Here is a 23,779-nt window from a genome sequence, read left to right on the forward strand (position 1 = left end):
ATACAATCGCGCGTTGAGTCGCGCGGTTCGTCGCGTGACAGGACGGCCGGCGGCCGCATAATGGCGGCTTGGCACGCGGGGGCGGTGGATGGCGGACGGCATGACGACGGGCCGGCGGGCGACGATCCTGATCGGACTGGTTTTGGCGTTGGTCGTGTCGGGCAGCGGCGTCATCCGGCTGGCGCCGCCGATCCCGGGCGTGCCGCCGCTGGTCGGCCGCGAAATCCTGTGGTGGGGGCTGGCCGCCCTGATCCTGCTCTATGTGCTGGTGGTGGAGCGGCGGCCGCTGTCGTCGATCGGGTTCCGGCGACCGACCTGGAAGACCCTCGCCTTCGGCATCGGCGGCGCGGTCCTGACGCTGGCGTCGGTCGGGCTGGCCGTCCAGTTCCTCATCCAACGCTACCACCTGACGCAGAACGCGGAGGCCATGGCGCAGATCGTCAACCTGCCCCTGCTCTATCGCGTCGCGCTGGTGACGCGCGCGGCCTTCGCCGAGGAAATCCTGTTCCGCGGCTATGGGATCGAACGGCTGCAGGAACTGACCGGCAGCAGGATCGTCGCCGGCCTGGTGACGCTCGCGGTCTTCACCTATGCCCATCTGAGTTTTTGGGGTCCGACGCAGCTTCTGTTCGCCGGCGGTGCCGGGCTGATGCTGACCGTGCTCTATCTGTGGCGGCGCGACCTCGGGGCCAACATCCTGGCGCATTGGCTGATCGACGCGGCGGGCCTGCTGTTCGTCGCGGCGCCGCCGCACCACTGAGCGGCCGGCTTCCCTCCCCCGCCACGGGGAGGAGCCGCAGGGGTCAAAGCTTCAGCCGCTCGGCGGTCATCACATGCATCTGGCCCGGATCGGCGGCGAGCTCGCGCAGGCGCTTGGCGAAGGCGCGGCTTTCGCGGACGGCGAAATGGGCGCGGATCGCGGCTTCGTCGGCCCAGCGCTCGAAGAAGTGCAGCTTCAGCGGATTCTCCGCGTCGACATAGACGCCGTGCTCGAGGCAGCCCGGCTCACCGCGCGAGCGATGGACGTGCTCGAGGCTGAGGCGCAGCATCTCGGCGCGCGACGCCTCGGAAGCGAAGACGTGGCCGGCGACGACGATCATGGACGGTCCTCCAGAAGGCGTTCGAGCAGCGCGACGGTCCGGCCGTGGCTCGCCATGCGGCCGAATTCGCGGAAGCCGTGGCGCGCGTGGAAACGCCGCGAGACGTCGTTGGCGACATAGGCCTCGCAGAGCAGCGCGCCGATGCCGGCGGCACGGGCGAACGCGGCGATGTCGTCGTAGAGCCGGCCCGCGAGGCCCTGCCCGCGCCGGCGCGCGTCGGTGACGACACGGTCGATGTAAAGGAAGTCCTTGTCGCGCGACTGCAGCGCCTGGAACACCGCGCCGCGATAGGCGGAGCCTTTGCGGAAGGCCATCAGGAAGGCGGCGACGGCGCCGTCGGTTTCGATCACGCGCAGATAGGCGGATTGGGACGCAAGCAGCGCGAGGCGTGCTTCGTCCATCGGGCTGAGCTGCTCGACCGAGGCAGCGTTGAGGGCGAGGATGGCCGGATGGTCGGCTTGCGTGGCGTCGCGGAGCGTCATTCGTCGAGCATGCCGGGGCGGAAGAGCTTGCGCCACTTGCGGGTCTCGGCGCCGGAGATCATGAACGCGCCGTCGCCGCGGTAGTGGATGGTCCGGGGCAGTTTGGGCGCGACGGCGGCGCGGGCGGCCACGACGTCGAAGACGAAAAGCTCGTAGCGCGCGATCAGGCGCGTGTCGGCGAGGTGGCATTCGATGTTCGCATGGCATTGCGCGATGAGCGGGGCGGAGACCTTGCTGCCCGCCTCCGCCGTAAGCTTGAATTTGGCGAACTTGTCGACGCTGCGGCCCGAGCAATTGCCGATGCGCACCGCGGTGGCGGCGAGATCGACGGTGGGGATGTTGATCACGCATTCCTTCGACTTGCGGATCAGGCCGTGGCTGTGATTGGCGTTCCAGATGTAGCAGCCGATGCGGTCATAGCCGAGCATCATGTGCCAGCCGCAGGTCATGATGTTGGTCTCGCCCTTGTGGGCGGAGGAGATGAGGATGATGGGACCGGGCTCGAGGAAGCGGCGGACCTTGGAGGGGACGAGGGGATGTTTGCGAGAGGGCGTCATGATTTTCAACAACCTTCGCCATCCATATTGTCATCCCCGGCCGAGCGAAGCGAGGGGAAGGGGACCCAGGCGTTTCCATCCTGTGCAAGTGAACGGCGCCTGGGTCCCCTTCCCCTCACGGCGCTTCGCGCCGTTCGGCCGGGGATGACAGCGATAGCTACATCCTGAACACGCCGAACTTCGTGTCGGCGATCGGGGCGTTGAGGCAGGCACTGAACGCCAGCGCCAGGACCCGCCTTGTGTCGCTGGGCGCGATGATGCCGTCGTCCCAGAGGCGGGCCGTCGCGAAATAGGGGTTGCCTTCGTCCTCGTATTTCTGGCGGATCGGGGCCTTGAAGGCTTCGGCCTGCTCCGGCGTCCATTTGTCGGCGTCGCGGTTGACGGTCGCGAGCACGCTGGCCGCCTGCTCGCCGCCCATCACGCTGATGCGGGCATTGGGCCACGAGAACAGGAAGCGGGGCGAGAAGCCGCGGCCGCACATGCCGTAATTGCCCGCCCCGTATGAGCCGCCGACGATCAGCGTGATCTTCGGGACCTGCGCCGTCGCCACCGCGGTCACCAGCTTGGCGCCGTCCTTGGCGATGCCGCCGGCCTCGTATTTGCGGCCTACCATGAAGCCCGAGATGTTCTGCAGGAAGAGCAGCGGGATTTTGCGCTGGCAGCACAGCTCGATGAAGTGCGCCGCCTTCAGCGCGCTCTCGGAGAACAGGATGCCGTTGTTGGCGACGATGCCGACCGGGATGCCTTCGAGCTTCGCGAAGCCGGTGACGATGGTGGTGCCGTAGAGCTTCTTGAACTCGTCGAACTCGCTGCCGTCGACCAGCCGCGCGATGACCTCGCGCACGTCGTACTGCACCGCCAGCGATTGCGGCACGATGCCGTCCAGCTCGGCGGGATCGAAAGCGGGCGGCCGCGGCGCCGACAGCGGGATGTTCGGCTGCTTGGCGTGGTTCAGGTTGCCGACGATGTGGCGGACCAGCGCCAGCGCATGGGTGTCGTCATTGGCGTAGTAGTCCGCGACGCCCGACTGGCGGGCATGGACGTCGGCGCCGCCGAGATCCTCGGCGCTCACGACCTCCCCGGTCGCGGCCTTCACCAGCGGCGGGCCGGCGAGGAAGATGGTGCCCTGCCCCTTGACGATGATGGTCTCGTCGCTCATCGCGGGAACATAGGCGCCGCCCGCGGTGCAGGAACCCATCACGCTGGCGATCTGCGGGATGCCGGCGGCGGACATGTTCGCCTGGTTGAAGAAGATGCGGCCGAAATGCTCGCGGTCGGGGAAGATCTCGGCCTGGTTGGGCAGGTTGGCGCCGCCGGAATCCACCAGATAGATGCAGGGCAAGCGGTTCTGCAGCGCGATCTCCTGCGCCCGCAGATGCTTCTTCACGGTGAGCGGATAGTAGGTGCCGCCCTTGATGGTCGCGTCGTTGGAGACGATGACGCATTCGCGGCCCGCAACGCGGCCGATGCCGGTAATGATGCCGGCGCCGTGGATGTCGCCCTCATACATGCCGTTGGCGGCGAGCGGCGAGAGTTCGAGGAAGGGCGCGCCGGGATCGACCAGGCGCTCCACCCGCTCGCGCGGGAGCAGCTTGCCGCGCTCGGTGTGGCGGGTGCGCGACCGCTCGTCGCCGCCCAGCGCGGCGACGGCCTGGCGGGATTTGAGCTCGTCGACCAGTGCAGCCATGGCGGCGGCGTTGGCTTTGAAGGCGGAGGTGTTCGGGGAAAGCGAGGATTTGAGTTGCGACACGATTGGTCCTGAGCGGGTTTGAGCCTTCTTGGCAGATTTGGATGCCGGAATCACTCCCCCTCCGTCGGGGTCTTACACATGCCCCTTGTCGTTGGCGATATCGTTCGCGGACTTCAGCAGATCGGTCAGATAGGCGACTTCCGCCTCCAGCCGGTATTCGCTGTGGCGCAGCACCCAGAGCTTGGCGAGACCGACATTCGGACGCACGGCCTCGGTGACCTTCCGGCGTTCCGCCAGCATCGCGCGCACCGCCTCCAGCCGCTTGCCGATGATCGTGGGCAGCGCCTTCGTGGTCTTGCGGTCCATGCGCGTCAGCGCCAGGTCGAACGGATCGGGCTTGAACCAGATTTCGCTCAGGCCCTCGCGGCGCAGCGCGTCGAGGGTGCGGCGGCCCTCGTCGGTGATCTCGTAGAGCTGGCGCGTCGGGCGGTTGCCGGCCCGTTCCTGCGCCGTCTCGCGCAACAGGCCCTCGGTCGCCATCCGGTTGATGGCGCCATAGATCGCACCGACCGAGATGTCGGTCCACACCGGCGCCTGCATGCGCTCGGCCATGAGGCGGATCAGGTGGCCGTGCACCGGCCCGAGCTCGGCAACGGTGGACAGGACGAAGAGGCGGATCGAGGACATATTGCTCTCACGAGAGTAATCGTGTTAGAGTGATCGCGTTGGATCATCAGGATGCCATCTAGCCCGTGAAGAAACTGCTTGTCATCGGGGCTTCGGGATTCGTCGGTGGCGCGCTGGCGCGGGAACTGCTGGCGCAGGGCTTCGCGGTGCGGTGCCTGGCGCGCAAGCCCGAATCGGTCGCGGCGCTCGCGGCGGCGGGCTGCGAGGCCGTGAAGGGCGATGTCGGCGATCCGGCCTCGCTGGAACGCGCGCTGGACGGCACGGACGGCGTCTATGTCTCGATCCACACGCTGTCGCCGCAGAGCGGCGCGGGCGGCTTCATGGACATCGAGAAGGCCGGCATGCGCAATCTCATGGCGGCCTGCAAGGCGACCGGCGTGCGGCGGCTGATCCAAGTCACGTCGCTCGGCGTCGCGCCCGATGCGCCGAGCGTGTGGACGCGCGAGCGCGGGCGGATCGAGCAGGAACTGCTCGCCAGCGGTCTCGACGTGACGTTCATCCATCCCGGCATGATCGTCGGCATCGGCGGCCGCGGCTTCGGGATGACCGTGGCGCAGGCCAAGAGCCGCGTCGCGCTGGTGATCGGCGACGGGCGCGGGCGGATGCGCGGCATCGCGATCGGCGATCTCGTCTATTACCTCATCGGCGTGCTCGACGAGCCGCGCGCCTTCGGCCAGGCCTATGACGTCGGCAATGACGAGGTGCCGAGCAGCAACGAGATGATCGACATGGTGGCCGGCGTGCTCGGCAGGAGACCGCCGCCGAAGATCCACATTCCGCGGGCGCTGCTCCGAGCGGCCGTGCCGCTGCTCGAGCGGATGCTGAAGACGCCGCCCGGCGCGCTGAAGGACATCGTGGGCAGTCTTGGCGCCGACGGCGTCGGCGATCCGATGCCGATCCGCGCGCTTCTGCCACGCAAACCACTGCCCTTTCGCGACGCGGTCGCGAAGGCGCTGAACATCTGAGAAGGAGAACAGCCATGCGCGTATTCGTCACCGGCGCGTCCGGATTCATCGGCTCGGCCGTGGTGCAGGAGTTGCTGGGCGCGGGGCACACGGTGCTCGGCCTCGCCCGTTCGGATGATGCGGCCAGAGCGGTCGCAGCGGCGGGCGCCGACGTGCTGCGCGGCGCGCTGACCGATCTCGATTCGCTGCGCAAGGGCGCGGGCGAGACGGACGGGGTGATCCACACCGCCTTCATCCACGACTTCTCGAAATTCGCGGAGAACGGCCAGATCGACAAGCGCGCCATCGAGGCGATGGGCGAAGCGATGGCGGGCACGAACAAGCCGATGGTGGTGAGCTCGGGCACCGCCCTGCTCTCGCCAGGCCACGTCGCGACCGAGGACATCATGCCGTCGGGCGAAGGTTCGCCGCGCGTGTCGGAGCAGACGGCGTTTGCGCTTGCCGCCGACAAGGGCGTGCGCGGGATGGCGATCCGGCTGGCGCCCAGCACGCATGGCACGAGCGACCAGGGCTTCAAGGCGGGGTTCGTGTCGTATGCAATCCAGGTCGCACGCGAGAAGGGCGTCGCGGCCTATATCGGCGACGGCAGGAACCGCTGGTCGCAAGGGCACCGTCTCGATGCCGCGAAGGTCTACAGGCTGGCCTTGGAAAAGGGCCGCGCGGGCGCGGCGTATCATCCGATCGGCGAGGAAGGCGTGGCCCTGAAGGACATCGCCGCGCTGATCGGCAAGAAGCTGAAGCTGCCGGTGGAGTCGATCAGCCAGGAGAAGGCCATGGCGCATTTCGGCTTCCTCGGCATGTTCCTGGGTCTCGACATCCCCGCCTCGAGCGCCAAGACGCAGACGGAGCTGGGCTGGGCGCCGGAGGGGCCGGGGCTGCTGGCGGACATGGAAGCGAATTACGTCGCCGGCTGAGCGGCGGGCGCTCGAAAAAGGGCGCGCCGGGATCGACCGGCGCCGCAGCGGCCTGGCATCTCTTCACCTCCCCCTTGCGGGGAGGTGAAAGCTACACCAGCTCCACCGCCACGGCCGTCGCTTCGCCGCCGCCGATGCAGAGCGCCGCGACGCCGCGCTTGAGGCCGCGGGCCTTCAGCGCCGCGAGCAGCGTGACGATGATGCGGGCGCCCGAGGCGCCGATGGGGTGGCCGAGCGCGCAGGCGCCGCCGTTGACGTTGACCTTGGCGTGGTCGAGACCCAGATCGCGCATCGCGATCATCGCGACGACCGCGAAGGCCTCGTTGATCTCGAACAGGTCGACATCGTCCTTACTCCAGCCCGCAGCGTCGAGGACCTTCCGGATCGCGCCGACCGGCGCGGTGGTGAACCATTTGGGCTCGGCGGCATTGCTCGCCTGCGCCACGATCCGGGCGATGGGCTTCAGGCCGCGCTTCTCCGCCTCGTCGGCACTGGCCAGGATCAGCGCGGCGGCGCCGTCGCTGATCGAAGAGGAATTGGCGGCCGTCACCGTGCCGTCCTTGGCGAAGGCGGGCTTGAGGGTCGGGATCTTGGCGGGGTTGGCGGTCTTGGGCTGCTCGTCGCGCGCGACATTCGCCTCGCCGCCCTTCACCGGGACCATCACCGCGACGATCTCGGCATCGAAGGCGCCACCGTCCTGGGCGCGCTTGGCGCGGGCGAGCGATTCGGTGGCGTAGGCATCCTGCTCGGCGCGGGTGAACTGGTAGTGGCGGGCGGCGTCCTCGGCATAGCTGCCCATCAGGCGGTGCTCATAGGCGTCCTCGAGCCCGTCGAGGAACATCGAGTCCTTGACCTCGCCATGGCCGAGCCGCAGGCCGGCACGGGCCTTGGGCAGCAGGTAGGGCGCGTTCGACATGCTCTCCATGCCGCCGGCGATGGCGAGGCCGGCGCGGCCGGCGGCGATCTGGTCGGCGACCATCATCACCGCCTTCATGCCCGAGCCGCACATCTTGTTGACGGTGGTCGCGGGCACGGTGAAGGGCACGCCGGCATAGACCGCCGCCTGGCGGGCGGGCGCCTGGCCGAGGCCGGCGGGCAGGACGCAGCCCATCACGGTCTCCTCGACGTCGCCGGCTGCGATCCCGGCGCGCCTGACGGCCTCGCCGATGGCGGCAGCGCCCAGCTCGGGCGCGGTGCGGCCGGAGAGCTCGCCCTGGAAGCTGCCCATCGGGGTGCGGGCGCCGGACAGAATGACGACATCGTTGGCGGCCATTGCCTTGGATTCCCTTGTTTAATCGCCCGTCCCATTGCGGCACAAAGCCCATGACCGGGGCGCGGGCGTGAGTTATCATCAACCGCGCGTTCGGCCAAGAAGCGTTGGGGAATGGGGGGCATGAAGAGGATCGCGATAGCCGCAGCAGTGGGGATTGCGACCGTCGTCCTGCTGGCGGCCGCCTATTTCCTGCCGCCCTATCTCGGCTGGCATGTCGATCCGAGCAAGGTCGTCGCGGCGTCGGCGATCCTGGCGACCGGCGCGTCGCTGGCGGCGTTCCTGCTGGTCGCGATGGGCCGTCCGCCGGTGGTCGCGCGCGTCGCGGAGGCGTCGCCGCTGGACAAGGATCCGGTGAAGCAGTTCGTCGCGCTGTTCCGCGAGCCGGAGCCGCTGACCATCACCGCGATGCCGGGCCAGAGCGTCGGCGAGATGACGGTGCGGCTGGGCGACCTGCTCAAGAACCCGGAGAAGAACGCCGCCAAGCCGATCCTGCTGACCATCAAGGATTCGAAGAAGGACGTGTTCAACCCGGTCCGGCTCAAGGAGCTGTTCGAGAAGCTCAAGCCGTTCACGGGCTTCCAGCACATCCTGCTGCTGAACGACAAGGGCGATTTCATCGGCTACCTGCCGGCGGAGACCGCCAAGAAGGATTTCACCGGCGAGAACGCCGAGACCAAGATCGCGAAGTTCATCGTCGACATCCTTGCCCATCCCGACAAGAGCGACACGCTGCGCAGCATGAAGGGCGCCGGCCAGGACGACACGATCGCGGAGACCGCCGACATCCGCGACGCGACGAAGAAGATGTGGGCGAACGACAAGGTGCAGGGCCTCGTCGTCTACCGCCGGCTGAAGCCGGTCGGCGTGATCGACAAGCAGAGCATCCTGGCGCTGACGACCTACGGCGCGGCCTGACGCCGCCCAGGATTCGGATTCGATTGGCGTCAGCCTAACCAATAACTTGTCATGGCCGGGACAAGCCGGCCGTGACGCTATCGTCCGAGCCGCCTAATTCCCGCTTTCCTCGAACAGCTCGCGGCCGATCAGCCAGCGGCGGATCTCGCTCGTGCCGGCGCCGATCTCGTAGAGCTTGGCGTCGCGCAGCAGGCGGCCGGTGGGGTAGTCGTTGATGTAGCCGTTGCCGCCGAGGCACTGGATCGCCTGCAGCGCCATCCAGGTGCCCTTCTCCGCCGCGTAGAGGATCGCCCCGGCGGCGTCCTTGCGGGTGGTCTGGCCGCGGTCGCAGGCGCGCGCCACGGCGTAGACATAGGAGCGCGTCGCGCTGAGCGCGACATACATGTCGGCCAGCTTGCCCTGCATGAGCTGGAAATTGCCGATGCTCTCGCCGAACTGCTTGCGGTCATGGACGTAAGGCACCACCACGTCCATGCAGGCCTGCATGATGCCGAGCGAGCCGGCCGCGAGCACCGCGCGCTCATAGTCGAGGCCGCTCATCAGGACGTTGACGCCCCGGCCTTCGCCGCCCAGCACGTTCTCTTCCGGCACTTCGCAATCCTCGAAGACGAGCTCGGCGGTGTCGCTGCCGCGCATGCCGAGCTTGTCGAGCTTCTGCGCGGTGGAGAAGCCCTTGAAGCCCTTCTCGACCAGGAAGGCGGTGATGCCGCGCGGGCCGGCGGCAACATCGGTCTTGGCGTAGACCACCAGCGTGTCGGCGTGCGGGCCGTTGGTGATCCACATCTTGGTGCCGTTGAGGACGTAGCGCTCGCCCCTCTTCTCGGCCCGCAGCTTCATCGAGACGACGTCGGAGCCGGCGCCCGGCTCGCTCATCGCCAGCGCCCCGACATGCTCGCCGGAGATCAGCTTGGGCAGGTAGCGGCGCTTCTGGGCCGGCAGGCCGTTGCGGCGGATCTGGTTGATGCAGAGATTCGAGTGCGCGCCGTAGGACAGGCCGACGGCGGCCGAGCCCCGGCTCACCTCCTCCATCGCCACCACATGCTCGAGATAGCCGAGGCCGAGACCGCCGAACTCCTCGTCCACCGTGATGCCGTGCAGGCCCAGCGCGCCCATCTGGGGCCAGAGCTGGCGCGGGAAGGCGTTGCTGCGGTCAATCTCCGCCGCCAGGGGCGCGATCTGCTCGTCCGAGAAGGTCCGCACCGTCTCGCGGATCATGTCGGCGGTTTCGCCCAGGGCGTGGTCGAGGCTGCGATAGTCGTTGGCCGTCATTAAGTGCTCCGGAAAAGTCGCGCAATTCCAAGACGCCGCTGCGGCAGGCGGAACCCTTTCCACCGGCCCGAACGCCGCTCGCGAACGCGGCCTTGGCCGTACACCAAGTCCGCCGTGCATCCAAGCCGGACGGCAGGGCCGCTTTTACGAATCCCCCCACGCCGCGGATCATGACAAATCCGTTCTCAGCCCTTAATCTTTCCCGGCCGCGGCGGGCGAATGTCCTTTGCGGCCATAGGGATCAGCAGCCTGGGGGTTACGAATGACGGACGCGTTGAACATCACACCGGGCGCCGACGTGCCGGAGACCAAGCCGGCCAAGCCGACCCTGCTGGGCCGCTTCGCCGCGCAATATGCCGACATCAAGACGCCGTTCGAAGTCGTCCTGCCCGACGGGACGCATCAGCGCTTCGGCCAGGGCACGCCGACCTTCCAGCTCGCCATCCGCTCGGACCGCGGCCTCAAGGCGGTCACCAGCCTGGACGAGGGCAAGATCGCCGACGCCTATCTGTCGGGCGACATCGACCTCGAAGGCGACATGATGAAGCCGTTCGAGCTGCGCGGTTCGATGAAGGATTTCCATCTCGTCACCGAGGCCTGGCGCTATATCCAGCCGCTGTTCTTCGGGCAGGTGCACACCAACAAGCAGGCGATCTCGCACCACTACGACATCGATTCGGAATTCTTCCTGTCGTTCCTCGATCCGGTGACGCCCTGCTACACCCAGGGCGTCTATCTGAGCCCGGATGAGGGGCTGGACGTCGCGACGCTGCGCAAGTTCGACTATTGCTTCGAGAAGCTGAAGCTGAAGCCGGGCGACCACATCCTCGAGGTCGGGCCGGGCTGGGGCGCGTGGTTCGAATATGCCGCGGCGCGCGGCGTGAAATGCACCGGCATCTCGATCTCCAAGGAGTCGATCCGCTTCCTGACCGAGAAGGGCAAGAGACTGGGGCACGACTGGGAGCTGGTCGAGAGCGACCTGTTCGACTACACGCCGGGCGTCAAATACGACGCCATCGTGATCATGGGCGTGATCGAGCACCTGCCGGACTATATGCGCGTGCTCAACAAGTTCATGACTCTGGTCAAGCCGGGCGGGCGCGTCTTCCTGGACGGCAGCGCCTGCATCAAGAAGTACGAGCTGTCGTCCTTCATGGTGAAATACATCTATCCGGGCAACCATTCGTTCCTGGTGCTGGACGACTTCCTCAACAAGCTCGCCAAGACGCCGTTCCAGTGCGAGGAGGTGTTCAACGACCGGATGAGCTATTGCTACACTTTCGTCCAATGGGCGAAGAATCTCGACGCGCACAAGGATTTCCTGGTCGAGAAATTCGGCGACTTCAACTTCCGCCGCTTCCGGCTCTATCTGTGGGGCGCCGCGTACGAGTTCGTCAGCCGGAGCCTCGACTGCTACCGCCTGATCCTCCAGCTACCGGAGGATGCGGTGGTCGAGAAATAGGCGCTCCGTGCGGGGTTTCGGGACGCTTCCCTTGGCGGAAAAGCTCTGCTAAACCCCCGCGCCTACCGGTGATTTCCTTACCGACGTGCGGTCGTGGCGGAATTGGTAGACGCACTACCTTGAGGTGGTAGCGGGGCAACCCGTGGAGGTTCGAGTCCTCTCGACCGCACCAATCACCGTCCGCGCAGCAGCGCGCGGCCGCCCAGCACCAGATCCGGAATCATGAGCGCGGCGACGATCAGCAGCCAATAGAGGGCTGTCGTGTCGTAATAGTCGAGGCCTGGAAACAGAACGTCGGGAATGAAGCGCGTGGTGACGAACGTAAAGGTCAGGCCGTAGCTTCGGCCGATCCATAGCCGGTGCTGGAGGAGCGGGCGCGGCGGAGCGAAGCTCGATTGTTCTGCGGTTGTCATTGGCGCCCCTTAGACCGACACCAGTTGTGAAAGCCGGATTTGTCCTTTTCGAGGCCAGCGCAAGCACCGCTGTCATCCCCGGCGAGGCGTGCGAAAGCACGCCGAGGGAAGGGGATGACAGGGGGATGCACGGAGACGAGTGCCAAGCCGATCGGGCGATCTTGAGGCATCCTTGTCATCCCCGGCCGAGCATCGCGGCAGCGATGCGAGGGGAAGGGGACCCAGGCGGCAAATACCGTGACGGTGTCTGTCGCCTGGATCCCCTTCCCTTCGCGTTGCTGCGCAACGCTCAGCCGGGGATGACAGGGGGATGCGATGCGCAAGGTGCGCGCTAAATCCCCTCGCCGTCGACGCCGATGTGGATGCCGCACTCGTCCTTGTCGAGGCCGGACCAGCGGCCCGCACGGTAGTCCTCGCCGGCCTGGACGCGGCGGGTGCAGGGCATGCAGCCGATCGAGGGATAGCCGTCTTCGACCAAGGGATGGCGCGGCAGGCTGTACGTGTCGGTGTAGCCGTCGAGGTCGGCGAGCGTCCAATCGGCCAGCGGATTGAAACGGAAATGGCCGTCGAAGAATTCGACCGGCGCCATCTCGGCGCGCTCGCGGGTCTGGAAACGCTTGCGGCCGGTGATCTGCGCCGCGAAAGGCTCCAGTGCCCGCTTGAGCGGGATCACCTTGCGCACGTTGCAGCAGGCATCGGTATCGCGCGACCACAGCGTGCCTTCGGGATCGCTGCGCTGGCGCTCGGTTGGATTGGGCGCGAGGGCGCGGATGTCTCCGAGCCCGAGCACATCCTGCAGCCGGTCGCGGTAGCGCAGCGTTTCGCCGAACAGCTTGCCGGTGTTGAGGAAGAGGATCGGTGTCGCGGGATCGATCTGCGCCACAAGGTGAAGAAGGACCGCGGACTCCGCGCCGAAGGAGGAGACGACCGCACTCTTGCCCTTGAACTCGCCGGTCAGCGCGAGTTCGAGGATGCCGTGCGCGTCGCGGCCGCGCGCGGCATCTTGGAGCTGTGCCAGCTTGGCGACGACCAGCGGATCGGCGGCACCCTGCCCCGCGCGGTCGAACGCCCTGGGGCCGATCCCGCGCTTGGAGTCGATGACGGTGACGGTGGCGCTCACGAGAGCCAGCCCCTCTCCGCGATCAGGTCGCGGGTGCGGCGGGAGACTTCAGCCGGCGGCAGGCCGGCGGCGCGCCAGCGGGCGCGGGCCTGGGCGGTATCGGCGAGGTGGCCGCTCCATTCGGGCCCGAACTTGCCCTCCAGCCATTCGCGCAGCCGGCGGGCCAGACCGGGCGCATGGCCGCCGGTCGAAGCGGTCAGGATGAGATCGCCGCGCCGCACCATGGCGGGAACATGGAAGTCGCAGAGCTCTGGAATGTCCTCGGCATTGACCAGGATGCCGGCGGCGCGCGCTTTGGCAGCCAATGCCGCGGTCCGGCCGGCGTCGAGGCCGGCGATGAAAAGCACGTCCAGCGGCGGCAGGGGCTCATCCGGGCTCACCGCCAGCGCGGCCAAGCCCGCCTCGGCGAGCAACGTCGCCCGGCGCGCATGGCCATCACCCGCGCCGGCAAGGCCCGCACGGACAGTCTGGCTGTTGAGCAAAATGGGGAGCAAGCGGCCTCCGCACCGGCTATCGGGCCGGTTCTACAGCAGAGGTACGCATCGACGGAATAAAATGCAAGGATCAGGTGGACAATGGAATTATCCACAAGATACGGATGTTAAATTATTGATAGCCCTTCAGGATGTCCGTGATGGAGACCGCGATCTTGTCGCCATGGATGATGATCTCGCCCTTGGCCACCGGCTTGTCGTTGGCGAGGATCAAGACCGGATCGTCCTGCTTGGAATCGAGCTCGATAACGGCGCCGCGGCCCATGCGCAGGAGCTGATGCATGGGTATGGTCGAACTCCCCAGGACCACGGAGATTTCGACTTTGACGCCGGCGATATTGGAGGACATGTAGAGCCCTATGAGAACCGGCCCCGATAGTCCGTCCGACATGGTTTCGGAGGCGTTAACGCGGCCCGCCGTGGAATGGCGGATCGCGCCCGGGCTCACGCCCTACGACGAGGCCGTGGCCTTCATGGAGGAGCGCGCCGCCGCCATCGCGGCGGGGCAGCGGCCCGAACTGGTCTGGCTGCTGGAACATCCGCCGATCTACACGGCAGGGACGAGCGCCAAGGATGCCGATCTCATCGACGCGCGCTTTCCGGTGTTCAAGACGGGACGCGGCGGGCAATACACCTATCATGGGCCGGGGCAGCGGGTGGGCTATGTGATGCTCGACCTCAAGCGGCGGCGGCCCGACGTGCGCGCCTATGTGCACGATCTGGAGGACTGGCTCATCCGCACCCTGGCGGCGTTCAACGTCAAGGGCGAACGGCGCGAGGGACGCGTGGGGATCTGGGTGGCGCGAGGTTCGCGCGAGGACAAGATCGCCGCGATCGGCGTGCGGGTGCGGCGCTGGGTGACGTTCCATGGCGTGAGCCTGAATGTCGATCCGGACCTCGGCCATTTCTCGGGCATCGTGCCGTGCGGGATCAGCGAACACGGCGTGACCAGCCTGCACGATCTGGGGTTGCCGGTCACGATGGCCGACGTCGACGTCGCGATGCGCCAGGCCTTCGACGGCGTGTTCGGCTGAGATTTCCTCGTCGGGTCCGGCTTTTCTTCGCGCCGGATTTTTTGTACATGCGCATGGCTGTCTGTGGGGGATTTTCATGCCGCGCGTATCCGCCGCGTTCTTCACCGTCGCCGCCTTGCTGCTGCTCGGCGGCATGGCGTTGGGCGAATATATGGGTGCGAAGGAGGCGTTCACGCTCGCGCCGCTGCACGCCCATATCAACCTGCTGGGCTGGACGACGATGGCGCTCTACGGCGTCTTCTATGCCTTGACGCGCGGGACGCTGTCGCTGCCGCTGGCCTGGACGCATTTCACGCTGTCGACGCTGGGCCTCGCGGCGATGCTGCCGTCGCTCTACATGCTGCTGACGAGCGGCGACAGCGCCAAGTGGGGGCCGATCACCGGCATGGCGGGCGGCATCGCGATCCTCGGCCTGCTGGTCTTCCTGGTCTCGGTGCTGCGCGAACTGCTGCGGACGCGCCCCGCGGGCGGCTAGAGCGACGGGCGGCGGCGGAAGCCCTTCTCGCCCGCGGCATCGGCCTTGTGCATCTCGACATTGCGCACGGTCGAGCCGGGCGGACCTTTCATGCAGAGCCCGATCAGGGCCTCGACGGCCTTGTTGGGACCGGAGACCAACACCTCCACCGTGCCGTCGGCACGGTTGCGGATCCAGCCGTCGACGCCCAGCCGCGCGGCTTCGGCGATCACATAGTTCCGGTAGCCCACCGCCTGGACGAAGCCTTCGATCCGAAGGCGCAGATGGGTGAAGTCGTCGTCGCTGCTCATGGCGGCATATGAGCCGATCCGGCGGGACGAGGCCAGAGCGTTTCACCTCCGCGTGAACCGTCCGCCGCTAGTCGCCGGGCAGATGAGCACCGCAGCGGAGCCATGCGTCCGGCGCGCGTTGCGCGATTAGAAACGCAGCCCCCAGTTTGATTCCGACGGATCAACGACTTGGGGACCGCGTGCGGCACAGCAGATGGACGATCGCGGCGATGGCCGCGGTGCTGGCGACCGTCGCCGCGCAGGCGGAGCCCGCGCAGAGCGGTATCCTCACCTATGACGCGGCGTTCTTCGCCGAGGCGCGGCCCAACACCGCCTACGACATGATCAAGCGGCTGCCGGGATTCAATTTCGATGCGGGCGCCACGGCGCGCGGCTTCGCGGGCACCGCGGGCAACGTCCTGATCGACGGCCAGCGGCCGACCACCAAGAGCGATGCGCTCGACTCCGTCCTGCAGCGCATCCCCGCCGCCGATGTCGACCATGTCGAGCTGATCCGCGGCGGCGCGCCGGGCATCGACATGCAGGGCCAGACGGTGGTCGCCAACGTCATCCGCAAGAAGGAGGACTCGACGCGCATCGTGGCGACGGCAGAAGATTCGATCTTCACCGACGGGCACATGATCCCCTATGCGTCGCTGGAGTTCACGCAGCATTCGGGGCAATCGACCTATGAAGGTTCGGCCGGGCTGATCCAGAACTACGACGACTCGGTCGGCAAGGGCTATCACAACGTCTATGACGGCGCGGGCAACCTGCTGACTCATGACGTGGCGTATTCTCGCGGTCTCGGTGTCGGCGGGTCGGTCAAGGGCGCAGCGACCTTTCCGCTGCTGGGCGGCGAGTTCAAGATCAACGGCCTGCTTCTCATCAGCCCGTTCGTGGACGATCTGCGCTATCAGCGTCCCGGCTTCACCGAGGATTTCCATGACGATTCGCGCGAAGGACGCGCCGAGCTCGGCCTGCACTGGAAAGGCCTGGTCGGCGGCATGGAGCTCGAGACGCTGGTGCTGCAGCGCCTCGGCCATTCGACCGCGCGCTCGACCGCGGATGACGGCGCGACGTTCCAGGATTTCGGCTCGCGCAGCGATACCGGCGAGACCATCGCGCGCGCCACGCTGCGCTACCGCCCGACGCCGGACCTGACCTTCGAGGGCGGCGCGGAGGGCGCCTACAATTTCCTCGACGGCCGGACGCGTTTCGCGATCAACGCCGTCGACCAGCCCCTGCCCTCCGCCGATGCGCGGGTCGAGGAACGGCGCGGCGAAGCGTTCGCGCAAGGCACCTGGAGGATCTCGGAGCAGTGGATGTTCGAGGCGGGCGCGCGGGCGGAATATTCCACGATCAGCGAGAGCGGCTCGGTCGATCTCAGCCGCTCCTTCTTCTATCCCAAGCCGCGGGCGGTGCTGACCTGGTCGCCGGGCAAGGATACGCAGGTGCGCCTGCGTTACGAGAAGGTGGTGGGACAGCTCGACTTCACCAATTTCATCGCCTCGGCGAATCTGTCGGCGACCGGCGTGACGGTGGGCAACCAGAACCTGCGGCCCGACCAGCATGCGCAATACGAGATCTCCCTCGAGCAGCATTTCTGGGACAAGGGCGCGGTGGTGCTCGGCTTCATGCATGAGGACATCAAGGACGTGGTCGACTATGTCCCGATCGCCGACCCGCTCGGCAACGTGTTCGATGCGCCGGGCAATATCGGCAACGGCCGCAACGAGCACATCACGCTGAACGTGACGCTGCCGCTGGACAGGATCGGCCTCACCAACGGCCTGCTCGTCACGACGGCGATCTGGGACGTCAGCTCGGTGCGCGATCCGGTGAGCGGCATGGACCGCTGGATCTCCGGCCAGCGGCCCAACAACATCAACATCAAGCTGAGCCAGGACGTCGACAGCCTGAAATCGACCTGGGGCGTGTCGTATTACAATTGCTGGGACGAGCAATATTACCGTCTGGCGCAGGTCCGCTACCGCCATGTCGCGGCGCCCTATGTGGTGCTGTTCTGGGAGTGGAAGCCCGATCCGGAATGGAGCCTGCACGTCGAGGCCGACAATGTCTGGGGCTTCGTCTATACCGACACGAACATCGCCTATAGCGGGCCGCGCAACGTCTCGCCGATCGCCGATATCGACAAGTACGTCGCGCAGTCGCGGCCGTATGTCGATATCCAGTTGAGGCACACGCTTTAGCAAGACGTTTCCTCCCCCGTGGTTACGGGGGAGGAAAGGATGGCAATCAATCCGCGAATTCCAGGATCACGTCGTCCAGCGCCAGGCTGTCGCCCTTGGCGGCGTTGACCTTCTTGATCTTGCCGTCGCGCTCGGCGGTCAGGACGTTCTCCATCTTCATCGCCTCGACCACCGCCAGCGTCTCGCCGGCCTTCACGTCCTGGCCTTCGTGGACGTTGATCGAAACGATCAGGCCAGGCATCGGACAGAGCAGCAGCTTCGACGTGTCCGGCGCGATCTTCTTGGGCATCAGGGCGGCGAGGCGCGCGGCGGTGGGGGAGCGGACGATGGCCGTAACGGTGCGGCCGCCCTGGCCCAGCTTGTAGCCGCCGGAGATGCGGCTGAGCTGGATCGCATGCTCCCCGTCCGTGCCCGAGAGATACATGATCGGCTGGCCGACCTGCCATTCGGTGAGCGCGGTGTAGGGCTTGCCGTCGATGGCGAGGTGCAGATTGCCGGCGGCGAGGTTGGCGTTCGAGACGGCGAAGGCCTGGCCGTCGATGGTGACGACGAAATCGCTCGCGATCCGGTAGGCGCCGTTCATCGTGCCGGAGATGCCGCTGGCGCGCAGGGCGCGGACCAGTCGCGCGGCGATCGCTGCCGCAACGAAGCGGTGTTTGTCGACATCCGTGGTGGGCTGGCCGTGGAAGCCGTCGGGGAATTCTTCCGCGATGAAGGCGGTGGTGAGGGCGCCGGAGCGGAAGCGCGCGTTGTGCATGATCGCGGTGAGGAAGGCGATGTTGTGGTTGATGCCTTCGATGCGGAACTGGTCGAGGGCCACCGCCATGGCGTCGATCGCCTGGGTGCGGGTCGGCGCGTGGGTGCAGAGCTTGGCGATCATCGGATCGTAGAACATCGAGATCTCGCCGCCTTCGTAGACGCCGGTGTCGTTGCGCACCGTGATGCCGCCGCGGGTGCCTTCGGCCGGCGGGCGGTAGCGGATCAGGCGGCCGGTGGAGGGCAGGAAGCCGCGATAGGGATCTTCGGCGTAGACGCGGCTTTCGACGGCCCAGCCGTGGATGCCGATATCGGACTGCTGGACCGGGAGCTTCTCGCCATAGGCCGAGCGGATCATCAGCTCGACGAGGTCGAGGCCGGTCGTGAGCTCCGTCACCGGATGCTCGACCTGGAGGCGGGTGTTCATCTCGAGGAAGTAGAAATTGCGGTGCTTGTCGACGATGAACTCCACCGTGCCGGCGCTGTCATAGCCTACGGCCTTCGAGAGCATCACGGCCTGCTCGCCCATCGCCTTGCGGGTGGCGGCGTCGAGGAAGGGGGACGGCGCCTCCTCGATGACTTTCTGGTTGCGGCGCTGGATCGAGCATTCGCGCTCGTTCAGGTAGACGACGTTGCCGTGCTTGTCGCCCATCACCTGGATTTCGATGTGGCGCGGCTCGGTGACGAATTTCTCGATGAAGAGGCGGTCGTCGCCGAAGCTGGCCTTGGCCTCGTGCTGCGAGGACTTGATCGCCTGGACCAGCTCGTCTTCCTTGTGGACGATGCGCAGGCCCTTGCCGCCGCCGCCGGCGCTGGCCTTCACCATCACCGGATAGCCGATCTCCTTCGCGATGGCGCGGGCATGGGCGTCGTCGGTGATCTCGCCGATGAAGCCGGGGACGGTGTTCACCTTGGCGGCCTGGGCGAGCTTCTTGGATTCGATCTTGTCGCCCATCGCGGCGATGGCGCGGTTGTTGGGACCGATGAAGACGACGCCGGCCTTGGCCAGGGCTTCGGCGAAAGCTTCACGCTCCGACAGGAAGCCGTAGCCGGGATGCACCGCCTGCGCGCCGGTGTCCTTGCAGGCCTGCACGATGCGGTCGATCACCAGATAGGACTGCGCCGAGGGCGGCGGGCCGATATGGACGGCCTCGTCGGCCATCTCGACATGGAGGGCATCGCGGTCGGCGTCGGAATAGACCGCGACGGTCTTGATGCCCATCTTGCGGGCGGTCTTGATGACGCGGCAGGCGATTTCGCCGCGATTGGCGATCAGGATTTTCTTGAACACGCTGTTCCCCGGGGCGGCCTCGATTGGCCTGTAGGGCCAAGGTTTTAGGCGAGGCTGGGCTTGCCGTAAACGGTCCCCTTCGTTTACCCAGGGGAGACCATGGCACGGTTTGTCCACACCCTGCGGCGGGCAGTGCTCCGGCCGCATATCGAGAACGGCTTGTCGGTCGCGGCCGGCGTCGCGCTGAGCGGCAGCATCGCGGGCGCCGGCTTCGGCCTGCTGGGTGGAATCGCCGCGGCCACCGGCGCGCTGTGCGTCAGCGTCGCGGACCAGCCCGATCCGTTGAACGAGAAGCCGCGGGTCCTGGTCGCCGCCTGGGTGATGGCCGTCGTCGTGACCCTGCTGGCGCTGTTCGCCAAGGAGACGCCGTGGACGCTGGCGCCCGCCACGGCGGCGATCGGACTGTGGGCGGGGCTGATCTCGGCCTATGGCAAGCGCGCCCTGACGCTGGGCGTGGTCAGCGTGCTGGCCTTCGTGATGGCGATGGGCTCGCTGGACCCGCCCTGGCCGCACCTGGCGCTCTTCGCGCTGGGCGGTGCGCTCTACGCAGCCTATGCGCAGGTCTCGGCCTGGGCGTTCGACCGGCGGGTGCGCCGGCTCCTGATGATCGAGGCCCTGCACCGCTTCGAGGGTTTCCTGCGGGCCAAGGCGGGCCTGCTCGATCCGGCGATCGACAACGCCAAGGCGTTCACCGCGCTGATCGAGGCGCATGCGGCCTGCGTGGAGCGGATGCAGATCGCGCGCGACGCGGTCTATGCCCGCGACAAGACGCCCTGGCAGCGGCGGCAGGTGATCGCGCTGATCGCGTTGCTGGACGGCTTCGAGACCATCCTGTCGAGCGATGCGGATATCGAGATGCTGCGCGCCTCGCAGCACCGCCATCTGATGCGGCGGCTCAAGGCCTTCACCCTGGCGCTGGCCGACGACATCGCGATGCTGACGCTGGCGCTCGACGACGGCGGCGTCGTGGTCGGCTCGCACAAGGAGGCCCGCGACGAGATCGCGGCGGAGATCGCGCGCCTCGCCAAGGCGTCGGAGGGACGGGCGGACGAGCTGCTGGTCATCGCGGCGTTCCGCTCCACGGCGGACAAGCTGGCCCAGGCGGCGGAGCGCATCGCGGCGATCGCGGCGGCGCTGCTGCCCACTCCGGCGCTGGCGCCGCTGCCGCATCCCGGCGTCGATCTCGCGGCGTTCCGCCAGGCGCTGCCGCGCGATTTCTCGGTGCTGCAGGCGCAGTTCAGCCTGAAGGCGCCGGCGATGCGCTATGCGATCCGGCTGGCGCTGGCGATGACCACGGGGCTCGCCGTGACCCTGTTCCTGCCGGGCATCTCGCATGCGAGCTGGGTGCTGCTGACCACCGCGCTGATCATGCGGGCCAATTACAGCGTGACCCGGCAACGCCGCACCGACCGCGTGATCGGCACGCTGATCGGCTGCACGGTCGCGGCGGGGCTGCTCGCCTTCGTGCCGACGGCGTATCTGCTGGTGCTGGTCGCGATGGCGGTCGGAGTCAGCCACGCCTTCGGTGCGGTGAACTACCGCGTGACGGCGGTGGCGGCGTCGATCTCCGCCCTGCTGCTGCTGCATTTCCTGCAGCCCGGGGCGCATCACGTGCTGGCGGAGCGGGTGCTGGACACGCTGATCGGGGCCGCGCTGTCCTATGTCTTCGCCTTCCTGCTGCCCAATTGGGAGCATCAGGAGCTGCCGCGCACCGTCGCCGCGCTGCTCAAGGCCGACGGCGATTTCGCGCGCGCCGCGCTGACGCGGACGCGGGTCGAGATGGTCTACCGGCTGGCGCGCAAGCGGCTGTTCGATGCGGTGGCGAACCTTTCGGGCGCGGTGCGGCGGCTGGCCGACGAGCCGGATGTCGAGCGCGCGACGCTGGCGCGGCTGAACGATCTCCTGAGCGCGAACTACCTGCTGCTGTCGGACCTGACGTCGATGCAGGTTCTGTTCAAGCTGCGCGGCGCCGAACTGGACGCGGCGCAGAGCGACGCCCTGCTCAAGGAGGTGTGCGAGCGGGTCTCGGAGACGCTGGGCGGCAAGGGCGACGGCAAAAAGGCGTCGCCCCGGCTGGGCGCGGCGACCGACCTGCACCAGCCCAACGGGATGGCGGTGCTCAAACGGCGGCTGGTGCATATCGAGCACGCAGCGCGGCGGGTGGCGCAGCTGGCGGGCGGTTAGGGCGGGAGGTTTCTTCCCCCGCGGTTACGGGGGAGGAAAGTTATTTCGCCATGCTCTTGTCCCGGATCGCCTTGAACTCGTTGCCGGCGTACCAGTTCGGCCAGCGGTCGGAGTTCGCCAGCGTGTCGCCCAGCGTATAAAGCGCCTCGAGGTCGTCGATCACGCCGGTGAGGTCCCAGTTCGGATTGAATTCGTCCGAGGGCTGATGATAGTGGTTGATGCGGTAGTCGTCGCGGAGCGCCGCGGCAGCCGCGGTGCCGCCCACCACAAGGTCGCTGGCGCCGGCGGGATCGAGCATCGGCACGCCCACCCTGGAAAGCGAGATGTGGTCGGAGCGGTAGAAGCCGCCCTTCTCCGGCTCGGGATCGGGCGAGATCACGCGGTTCTGGGTCTTGAGCACGCCGGCCAGGATATCCTCCATCTCCGACGCGCCGTTGCCGACCAGCACGAGGTCCCTGGCATGGCCGCGCGGCAAGCCGCCATCGAGGTTCACGCCGCCGACGATGTGGTTGAGCGGCCAGAGCGGGTGGTGCGCGAAATATTCCGAGCCCAGCAGGCCCTGCTCCTCCAGCGTCCAGTCGATGATCGCGATGCTGCGCTGGGGCCGCTTGCCGTGCGCGAGCGCCTCGCCGATCTCGAGGATCGAGGCGACGCCCATCGCATTGTCGATGGCGCCGTTGTAGATCTTGTCGGGGCCGGCGACGTCGGGCTTGATGCCCAGATGATCCCAATGCGCGGTGTAGAGCACATAGTCGTTGGGATGCAGGTAGCCTGGAATCACGCCGATCACGTTGCGGGTGTTGAGCAGCTTGAAGGTCGAATGGGCGTGGACCTCCAGCGTTTCGCCCGGCATTGCGAGCGACTTGAAGCCGGGCTTGTTGGCGGCAGCTTTCAGCGCGTCGTAATCGAGGCCGGCGCGCTTGAAGAGATCGTGCGCGGTGTCCAGCGTGATCCAGCCCTGGATCGGCACCCGGGAGACGTTGCGGTCCTTCTCGGCCAGCCAGAGCTTGTTGCCGGAGTTGGAATTGCGCACCACCGGCCAGCCATAGGCGGCGGGGCCGGTCTCGTGGACGATGATCGCCGCGGCGGCGCCGTGACGCGCTGCCTCTTCGTACTTGTAGGTCCAGCGGCCGTAATAGGTCATGGCGCGGCCCTTGAAGAAGGCGGGGTCGCCGGGGCGGTCCTCGTTGCCCGGATCGTTGATCAGGACGACGACGGTCTTGCCCTTCACGTCGAGGCCGGCATAGTCGTCCCAATGATATTCCGGCGCCACGACGCCATAACCGACAAACACCAGCGGTGACGCTTTCACATCCACGTCGGCCGAGGCATAGCGCGGCGTCCAATAGACCGTCGCTTCGGGAAAGTTCGGCGTGATCGCACCGGACGGCGTTTCGAACGCCAGCGAGGACTGCCCGGCGTCGAGCGCGATGGAGACCGAAGGCACTTTCTGGAAATAGCTGCCGTGATTGCCGGGCTTGAGGCCGATGCGTTTCATCTCGTCGGCGATCCACTGCGCGGCGGCTTCGCCATGCGGCGTGCCGGGGCCGCGGCCCTCGAAGACGTCGTCAGCCAGCGCCCGGTCGCGCGCCATCACGTCGGCGGCGACGATGTCGGGACTCGTGACCGGATGCGCTGGATAGACCGGCGCGGTTGCGGCATAGAGGGTTGCGGGTGTAGCCAACGCGGCGAGCGCGAAGGCCATCAGGCGGCGGCGGTTCATGGCTCCCCCAAGGGATGGACGGCGCAGCATCATACGGGTTGTCATCGCTCCGTCACGGGGCATAGGAGGAATTTACGGTGTCGGAATTCATCAATTCGCCGGCCGCCAAGGCGGCGGGCTTGCCGTTCAGCCAGGCGGTCCGGACGAACGGCGTGCTCTATCTGTCGGGCGCCATCGGCAACCTGCCCGGCAAGATGGAACTGGTGCCGGGCGGCATCGCGGCGGAGAGCCGGCAGATGATGGAGAACATCGCCGCGGTGCTGAAGGAAGCCGGGGCCGGCTTCGGCGACGTGTTCAAATGCGTGGTCTATCTCGCCGACATGGCGGAATGGGGGGCGTTCAATCAGGTGTATGTGCCGTATTTCGAAGCCGGCCGCTTTCCAGCGCGCACCGCGATCGGGGCGCAGCTCATCCTGGGCGCGCGGGTGGAGATGGAGTGCTGGGCGCAGGGGTGAGCGACGTCAGTGGGCAGAGCGTTGGCGCGGTGCTTTAC

At 67.2% G+C, this 23,779-nt stretch carries 24 protein-coding genes and 1 tRNA gene; 11 read left to right on the top strand and 14 right to left on the bottom strand.

Going from position 1 to position 23,779, the window contains the following annotated elements:
* The first annotated feature begins 88 nt into the window (after nt 1–88).
* The gene (locus WDM91_04765) at nt 89–760 is read left to right on the top strand and encodes a type II CAAX endopeptidase family protein (protein ID MEI9993885.1); all 672 of its coding nucleotides are present in this window, start codon (nt 89–91) and stop codon (nt 758–760) included.
* Nucleotides 761–803: 43 nt separating this feature from the next.
* On the opposite strand, the gene WDM91_04770 is transcribed toward WDM91_04765, so the two are convergent.
* From WDM91_04770 to WDM91_04790, 5 genes are all read right to left on the bottom strand, one after another.
* The gene (locus tag WDM91_04770) at nt 804–1,100 is read right to left on the bottom strand and encodes a putative quinol monooxygenase (GenBank protein ID MEI9993886.1); all 297 of its coding nucleotides are present in this window, start codon (nt 1,098–1,100) and stop codon (nt 804–806) included.
* A complete protein-coding gene (locus WDM91_04775) occupies nt 1,097–1,582 on the bottom strand; it encodes a GNAT family N-acetyltransferase (protein ID MEI9993887.1) in 486 nt (161 codons plus the stop codon). Before WDM91_04775 ends, WDM91_04770 begins: the two co-directional genes overlap by 4 nt.
* Nucleotides 1,579–2,139, bottom strand: coding sequence for a flavin reductase family protein (locus WDM91_04780; GenBank protein ID MEI9993888.1), 561 nt, complete (start codon nt 2,137–2,139; stop codon nt 1,579–1,581). Before WDM91_04780 ends, WDM91_04775 begins: the two co-directional genes overlap by 4 nt.
* A gap of 157 nt (nt 2,140–2,296) precedes the next feature.
* Nucleotides 2,297–3,889, bottom strand: coding sequence for a carboxyl transferase domain-containing protein (locus WDM91_04785; GenBank protein MEI9993889.1), 1,593 nt, complete (start codon nt 3,887–3,889; stop codon nt 2,297–2,299).
* Between the two features lie 72 nt (nt 3,890–3,961).
* Nucleotides 3,962–4,516 carry a PadR family transcriptional regulator gene (locus tag WDM91_04790; protein ID MEI9993890.1) on the bottom strand — a complete coding sequence of 185 codons (555 nt, stop codon included), beginning with the start codon at nt 4,514–4,516 and terminating at the stop codon, nt 3,962–3,964.
* A 65-nt stretch (nt 4,517–4,581) separates the two neighbouring features.
* Between WDM91_04790 and WDM91_04795 the strand changes: the two genes are divergently transcribed.
* Together WDM91_04795 and WDM91_04800 are read left to right on the top strand one after the other, a co-directional pair.
* The gene (locus WDM91_04795) at nt 4,582–5,481 is read left to right on the top strand and encodes an NAD(P)H-binding protein (GenBank protein ID MEI9993891.1); all 900 of its coding nucleotides are present in this window, start codon (nt 4,582–4,584) and stop codon (nt 5,479–5,481) included.
* Between the two features lie 14 nt (nt 5,482–5,495).
* On the top strand, nt 5,496–6,395 hold the full coding sequence (locus WDM91_04800) for an SDR family oxidoreductase (GenBank protein ID MEI9993892.1): 900 nt from the start codon (nt 5,496–5,498) through the stop codon (nt 6,393–6,395).
* 91 nt (nt 6,396–6,486) lie between these two features.
* On the opposite strand, the gene WDM91_04805 is transcribed toward WDM91_04800, so the two are convergent.
* The gene (locus tag WDM91_04805) at nt 6,487–7,668 is read right to left on the bottom strand and encodes an acetyl-CoA C-acyltransferase (GenBank protein ID MEI9993893.1); all 1,182 of its coding nucleotides are present in this window, start codon (nt 7,666–7,668) and stop codon (nt 6,487–6,489) included.
* A gap of 120 nt (nt 7,669–7,788) precedes the next feature.
* Here WDM91_04805 and WDM91_04810 point away from each other — a divergent pair, with 120 nt between their 5' ends.
* Nucleotides 7,789–8,583: a hypothetical protein gene (locus tag WDM91_04810; GenBank protein MEI9993894.1), complete on the top strand. Its 795-nt coding sequence runs from the start codon at nt 7,789–7,791 to the stop codon at nt 8,581–8,583.
* 93 nt (nt 8,584–8,676) lie between these two features.
* Here the strand turns inward: WDM91_04810 and WDM91_04815 are convergent, their stop codons facing one another.
* A complete protein-coding gene (locus WDM91_04815) occupies nt 8,677–9,852 on the bottom strand; it encodes an isovaleryl-CoA dehydrogenase (GenBank protein MEI9993895.1) in 1,176 nt (391 codons plus the stop codon).
* A 262-nt stretch (nt 9,853–10,114) separates the two neighbouring features.
* Between WDM91_04815 and WDM91_04820 the strand changes: the two genes are divergently transcribed.
* A complete protein-coding gene (locus WDM91_04820) occupies nt 10,115–11,314 on the top strand; it encodes a class I SAM-dependent methyltransferase (protein MEI9993896.1) in 1,200 nt (399 codons plus the stop codon).
* Between the two features lie 87 nt (nt 11,315–11,401).
* Nucleotides 11,402–11,486: transfer RNA gene (locus WDM91_04825), tRNA-Leu, on the top strand.
* Between the two features lies 1 nt (nt 11,487).
* On the opposite strand, the gene WDM91_04830 is transcribed toward WDM91_04825, so the two are convergent.
* The 4 genes from WDM91_04830 to WDM91_04845 all read right to left on the bottom strand — a co-directional run bounded on the left by WDM91_04830 (nt 11,488) and on the right by WDM91_04845 (nt 13,690).
* Nucleotides 11,488–11,727 (bottom strand): hypothetical protein, encoded by a 240-nt coding sequence (locus WDM91_04830; GenBank protein MEI9993897.1) that lies wholly within the window; start codon nt 11,725–11,727, stop codon nt 11,488–11,490.
* A gap of 331 nt (nt 11,728–12,058) precedes the next feature.
* Nucleotides 12,059–12,847: a phosphoadenylyl-sulfate reductase gene (locus tag WDM91_04835; protein ID MEI9993898.1), complete on the bottom strand. Its 789-nt coding sequence runs from the start codon at nt 12,845–12,847 to the stop codon at nt 12,059–12,061.
* Nucleotides 12,844–13,341 (bottom strand): NAD(P)-dependent oxidoreductase, encoded by a 498-nt coding sequence (locus WDM91_04840; protein ID MEI9993899.1) that lies wholly within the window; start codon nt 13,339–13,341, stop codon nt 12,844–12,846. Before WDM91_04840 ends, WDM91_04835 begins: the two co-directional genes overlap by 4 nt.
* A gap of 112 nt (nt 13,342–13,453) precedes the next feature.
* A complete protein-coding gene (locus WDM91_04845) occupies nt 13,454–13,690 on the bottom strand; it encodes a FliM/FliN family flagellar motor switch protein (GenBank protein ID MEI9993900.1) in 237 nt (78 codons plus the stop codon).
* 40 nt (nt 13,691–13,730) lie between these two features.
* On the opposite strand from WDM91_04845, the gene lipB reads away from it, so the two are divergent.
* Together lipB and WDM91_04855 are read left to right on the top strand one after the other, a co-directional pair.
* The gene (gene lipB, locus WDM91_04850) at nt 13,731–14,375 is read left to right on the top strand and encodes a lipoyl(octanoyl) transferase LipB (protein MEI9993901.1); all 645 of its coding nucleotides are present in this window, start codon (nt 13,731–13,733) and stop codon (nt 14,373–14,375) included.
* A 76-nt stretch (nt 14,376–14,451) separates the two neighbouring features.
* A complete protein-coding gene (locus WDM91_04855; GenBank protein MEI9993902.1) occupies nt 14,452–14,850 on the top strand; it encodes a hypothetical protein in 399 nt (132 codons plus the stop codon).
* On the opposite strand, the gene WDM91_04860 is transcribed toward WDM91_04855, so the two are convergent.
* On the bottom strand, nt 14,847–15,140 hold the full coding sequence (locus tag WDM91_04860; protein ID MEI9993903.1) for an acylphosphatase: 294 nt from the start codon (nt 15,138–15,140) through the stop codon (nt 14,847–14,849). The two genes, WDM91_04855 and WDM91_04860, sit on opposite strands and share 4 nt — an antisense overlap.
* A 179-nt stretch (nt 15,141–15,319) precedes the next feature.
* Between WDM91_04860 and WDM91_04865 the strand changes: the two genes are divergently transcribed.
* Complete coding sequence (locus WDM91_04865; GenBank protein ID MEI9993904.1) at nt 15,320–17,332, top strand: TonB-dependent receptor; 2,013 nt, start codon at nt 15,320–15,322, stop codon at nt 17,330–17,332.
* A gap of 46 nt (nt 17,333–17,378) precedes the next feature.
* Here WDM91_04865 and WDM91_04870 read toward each other — a convergent pair whose 3' ends face one another.
* On the bottom strand, nt 17,379–19,379 hold the full coding sequence (locus WDM91_04870; GenBank protein ID MEI9993905.1) for an acetyl/propionyl/methylcrotonyl-CoA carboxylase subunit alpha: 2,001 nt from the start codon (nt 19,377–19,379) through the stop codon (nt 17,379–17,381).
* Nucleotides 19,380–19,478: 99 nt separating this feature from the next.
* Between WDM91_04870 and WDM91_04875 the strand changes: the two genes are divergently transcribed.
* Nucleotides 19,479–21,563, top strand: coding sequence for an FUSC family membrane protein (locus WDM91_04875; GenBank protein MEI9993906.1), 2,085 nt, complete (start codon nt 19,479–19,481; stop codon nt 21,561–21,563).
* 40 nt (nt 21,564–21,603) lie between these two features.
* Here WDM91_04875 and WDM91_04880 read toward each other — a convergent pair whose 3' ends face one another.
* Nucleotides 21,604–23,286 carry a M28 family peptidase gene (locus WDM91_04880; GenBank protein MEI9993907.1) on the bottom strand — a complete coding sequence of 561 codons (1,683 nt, stop codon included), beginning with the start codon at nt 23,284–23,286 and terminating at the stop codon, nt 21,604–21,606.
* Nucleotides 23,287–23,363: 77 nt separating this feature from the next.
* Between WDM91_04880 and WDM91_04885 the strand changes: the two genes are divergently transcribed.
* The gene (locus WDM91_04885) at nt 23,364–23,741 is read left to right on the top strand and encodes a Rid family hydrolase (GenBank protein ID MEI9993908.1); all 378 of its coding nucleotides are present in this window, start codon (nt 23,364–23,366) and stop codon (nt 23,739–23,741) included.
* The last annotated feature ends 38 nt before the right edge of the window (nt 23,742–23,779 follow it).

Origin of the sequence: Rhizomicrobium sp. (assembly GCA_037200385.1) — a bacterium.
Taxonomy (GTDB): domain Bacteria; phylum Pseudomonadota; class Alphaproteobacteria; order Micropepsales; family Micropepsaceae; genus Rhizomicrobium.

Bases quoted from the DNA above. Each gene is read 5' to 3' on its own strand.
- WDM91_04810 (MEI9993894.1), top strand. From the start codon at position 7,789: ATGAAGAGGATCGCGATAGCCGCAGCAGTGGGGATTGCGACCGTCGTC.
- WDM91_04780 (MEI9993888.1), bottom strand. From the start codon at position 2,139: ATGACGCCCTCTCGCAAACATCCCCTCGTCCCCTCCAAGGTCCGCCGC.
- WDM91_04790 (MEI9993890.1), bottom strand. From the start codon at position 4,516: ATGTCCTCGATCCGCCTCTTCGTCCTGTCCACCGTTGCCGAGCTCGGG.
- lipB (MEI9993901.1), top strand. From the start codon at position 13,731: ATGGTTTCGGAGGCGTTAACGCGGCCCGCCGTGGAATGGCGGATCGCG.
- WDM91_04815 (MEI9993895.1), bottom strand. From the start codon at position 9,852: ATGACGGCCAACGACTATCGCAGCCTCGACCACGCCCTGGGCGAAACC.
- WDM91_04855 (MEI9993902.1), top strand. From the start codon at position 14,452: ATGCCGCGCGTATCCGCCGCGTTCTTCACCGTCGCCGCCTTGCTGCTG.
- WDM91_04775 (MEI9993887.1), bottom strand. From the start codon at position 1,582: ATGACGCTCCGCGACGCCACGCAAGCCGACCATCCGGCCATCCTCGCC.
- WDM91_04845 (MEI9993900.1), bottom strand. From the start codon at position 13,690: ATGTCCTCCAATATCGCCGGCGTCAAAGTCGAAATCTCCGTGGTCCTG.
- WDM91_04770 (MEI9993886.1), bottom strand. From the start codon at position 1,100: ATGATCGTCGTCGCCGGCCACGTCTTCGCTTCCGAGGCGTCGCGCGCC.
- WDM91_04805 (MEI9993893.1), bottom strand. From the start codon at position 7,668: ATGGCCGCCAACGATGTCGTCATTCTGTCCGGCGCCCGCACCCCGATG.
- WDM91_04875 (MEI9993906.1), top strand. From the start codon at position 19,479: ATGGCACGGTTTGTCCACACCCTGCGGCGGGCAGTGCTCCGGCCGCAT.
- WDM91_04880 (MEI9993907.1), bottom strand. From the start codon at position 23,286: ATGAACCGCCGCCGCCTGATGGCCTTCGCGCTCGCCGCGTTGGCTACA.
- WDM91_04765 (MEI9993885.1), top strand. From the start codon at position 89: ATGGCGGACGGCATGACGACGGGCCGGCGGGCGACGATCCTGATCGGA.
- WDM91_04830 (MEI9993897.1), bottom strand. From the start codon at position 11,727: ATGACAACCGCAGAACAATCGAGCTTCGCTCCGCCGCGCCCGCTCCTC.
- WDM91_04800 (MEI9993892.1), top strand. From the start codon at position 5,496: ATGCGCGTATTCGTCACCGGCGCGTCCGGATTCATCGGCTCGGCCGTG.
- WDM91_04820 (MEI9993896.1), top strand. From the start codon at position 10,115: ATGACGGACGCGTTGAACATCACACCGGGCGCCGACGTGCCGGAGACC.
- WDM91_04860 (MEI9993903.1), bottom strand. From the start codon at position 15,140: ATGAGCAGCGACGACGACTTCACCCATCTGCGCCTTCGGATCGAAGGC.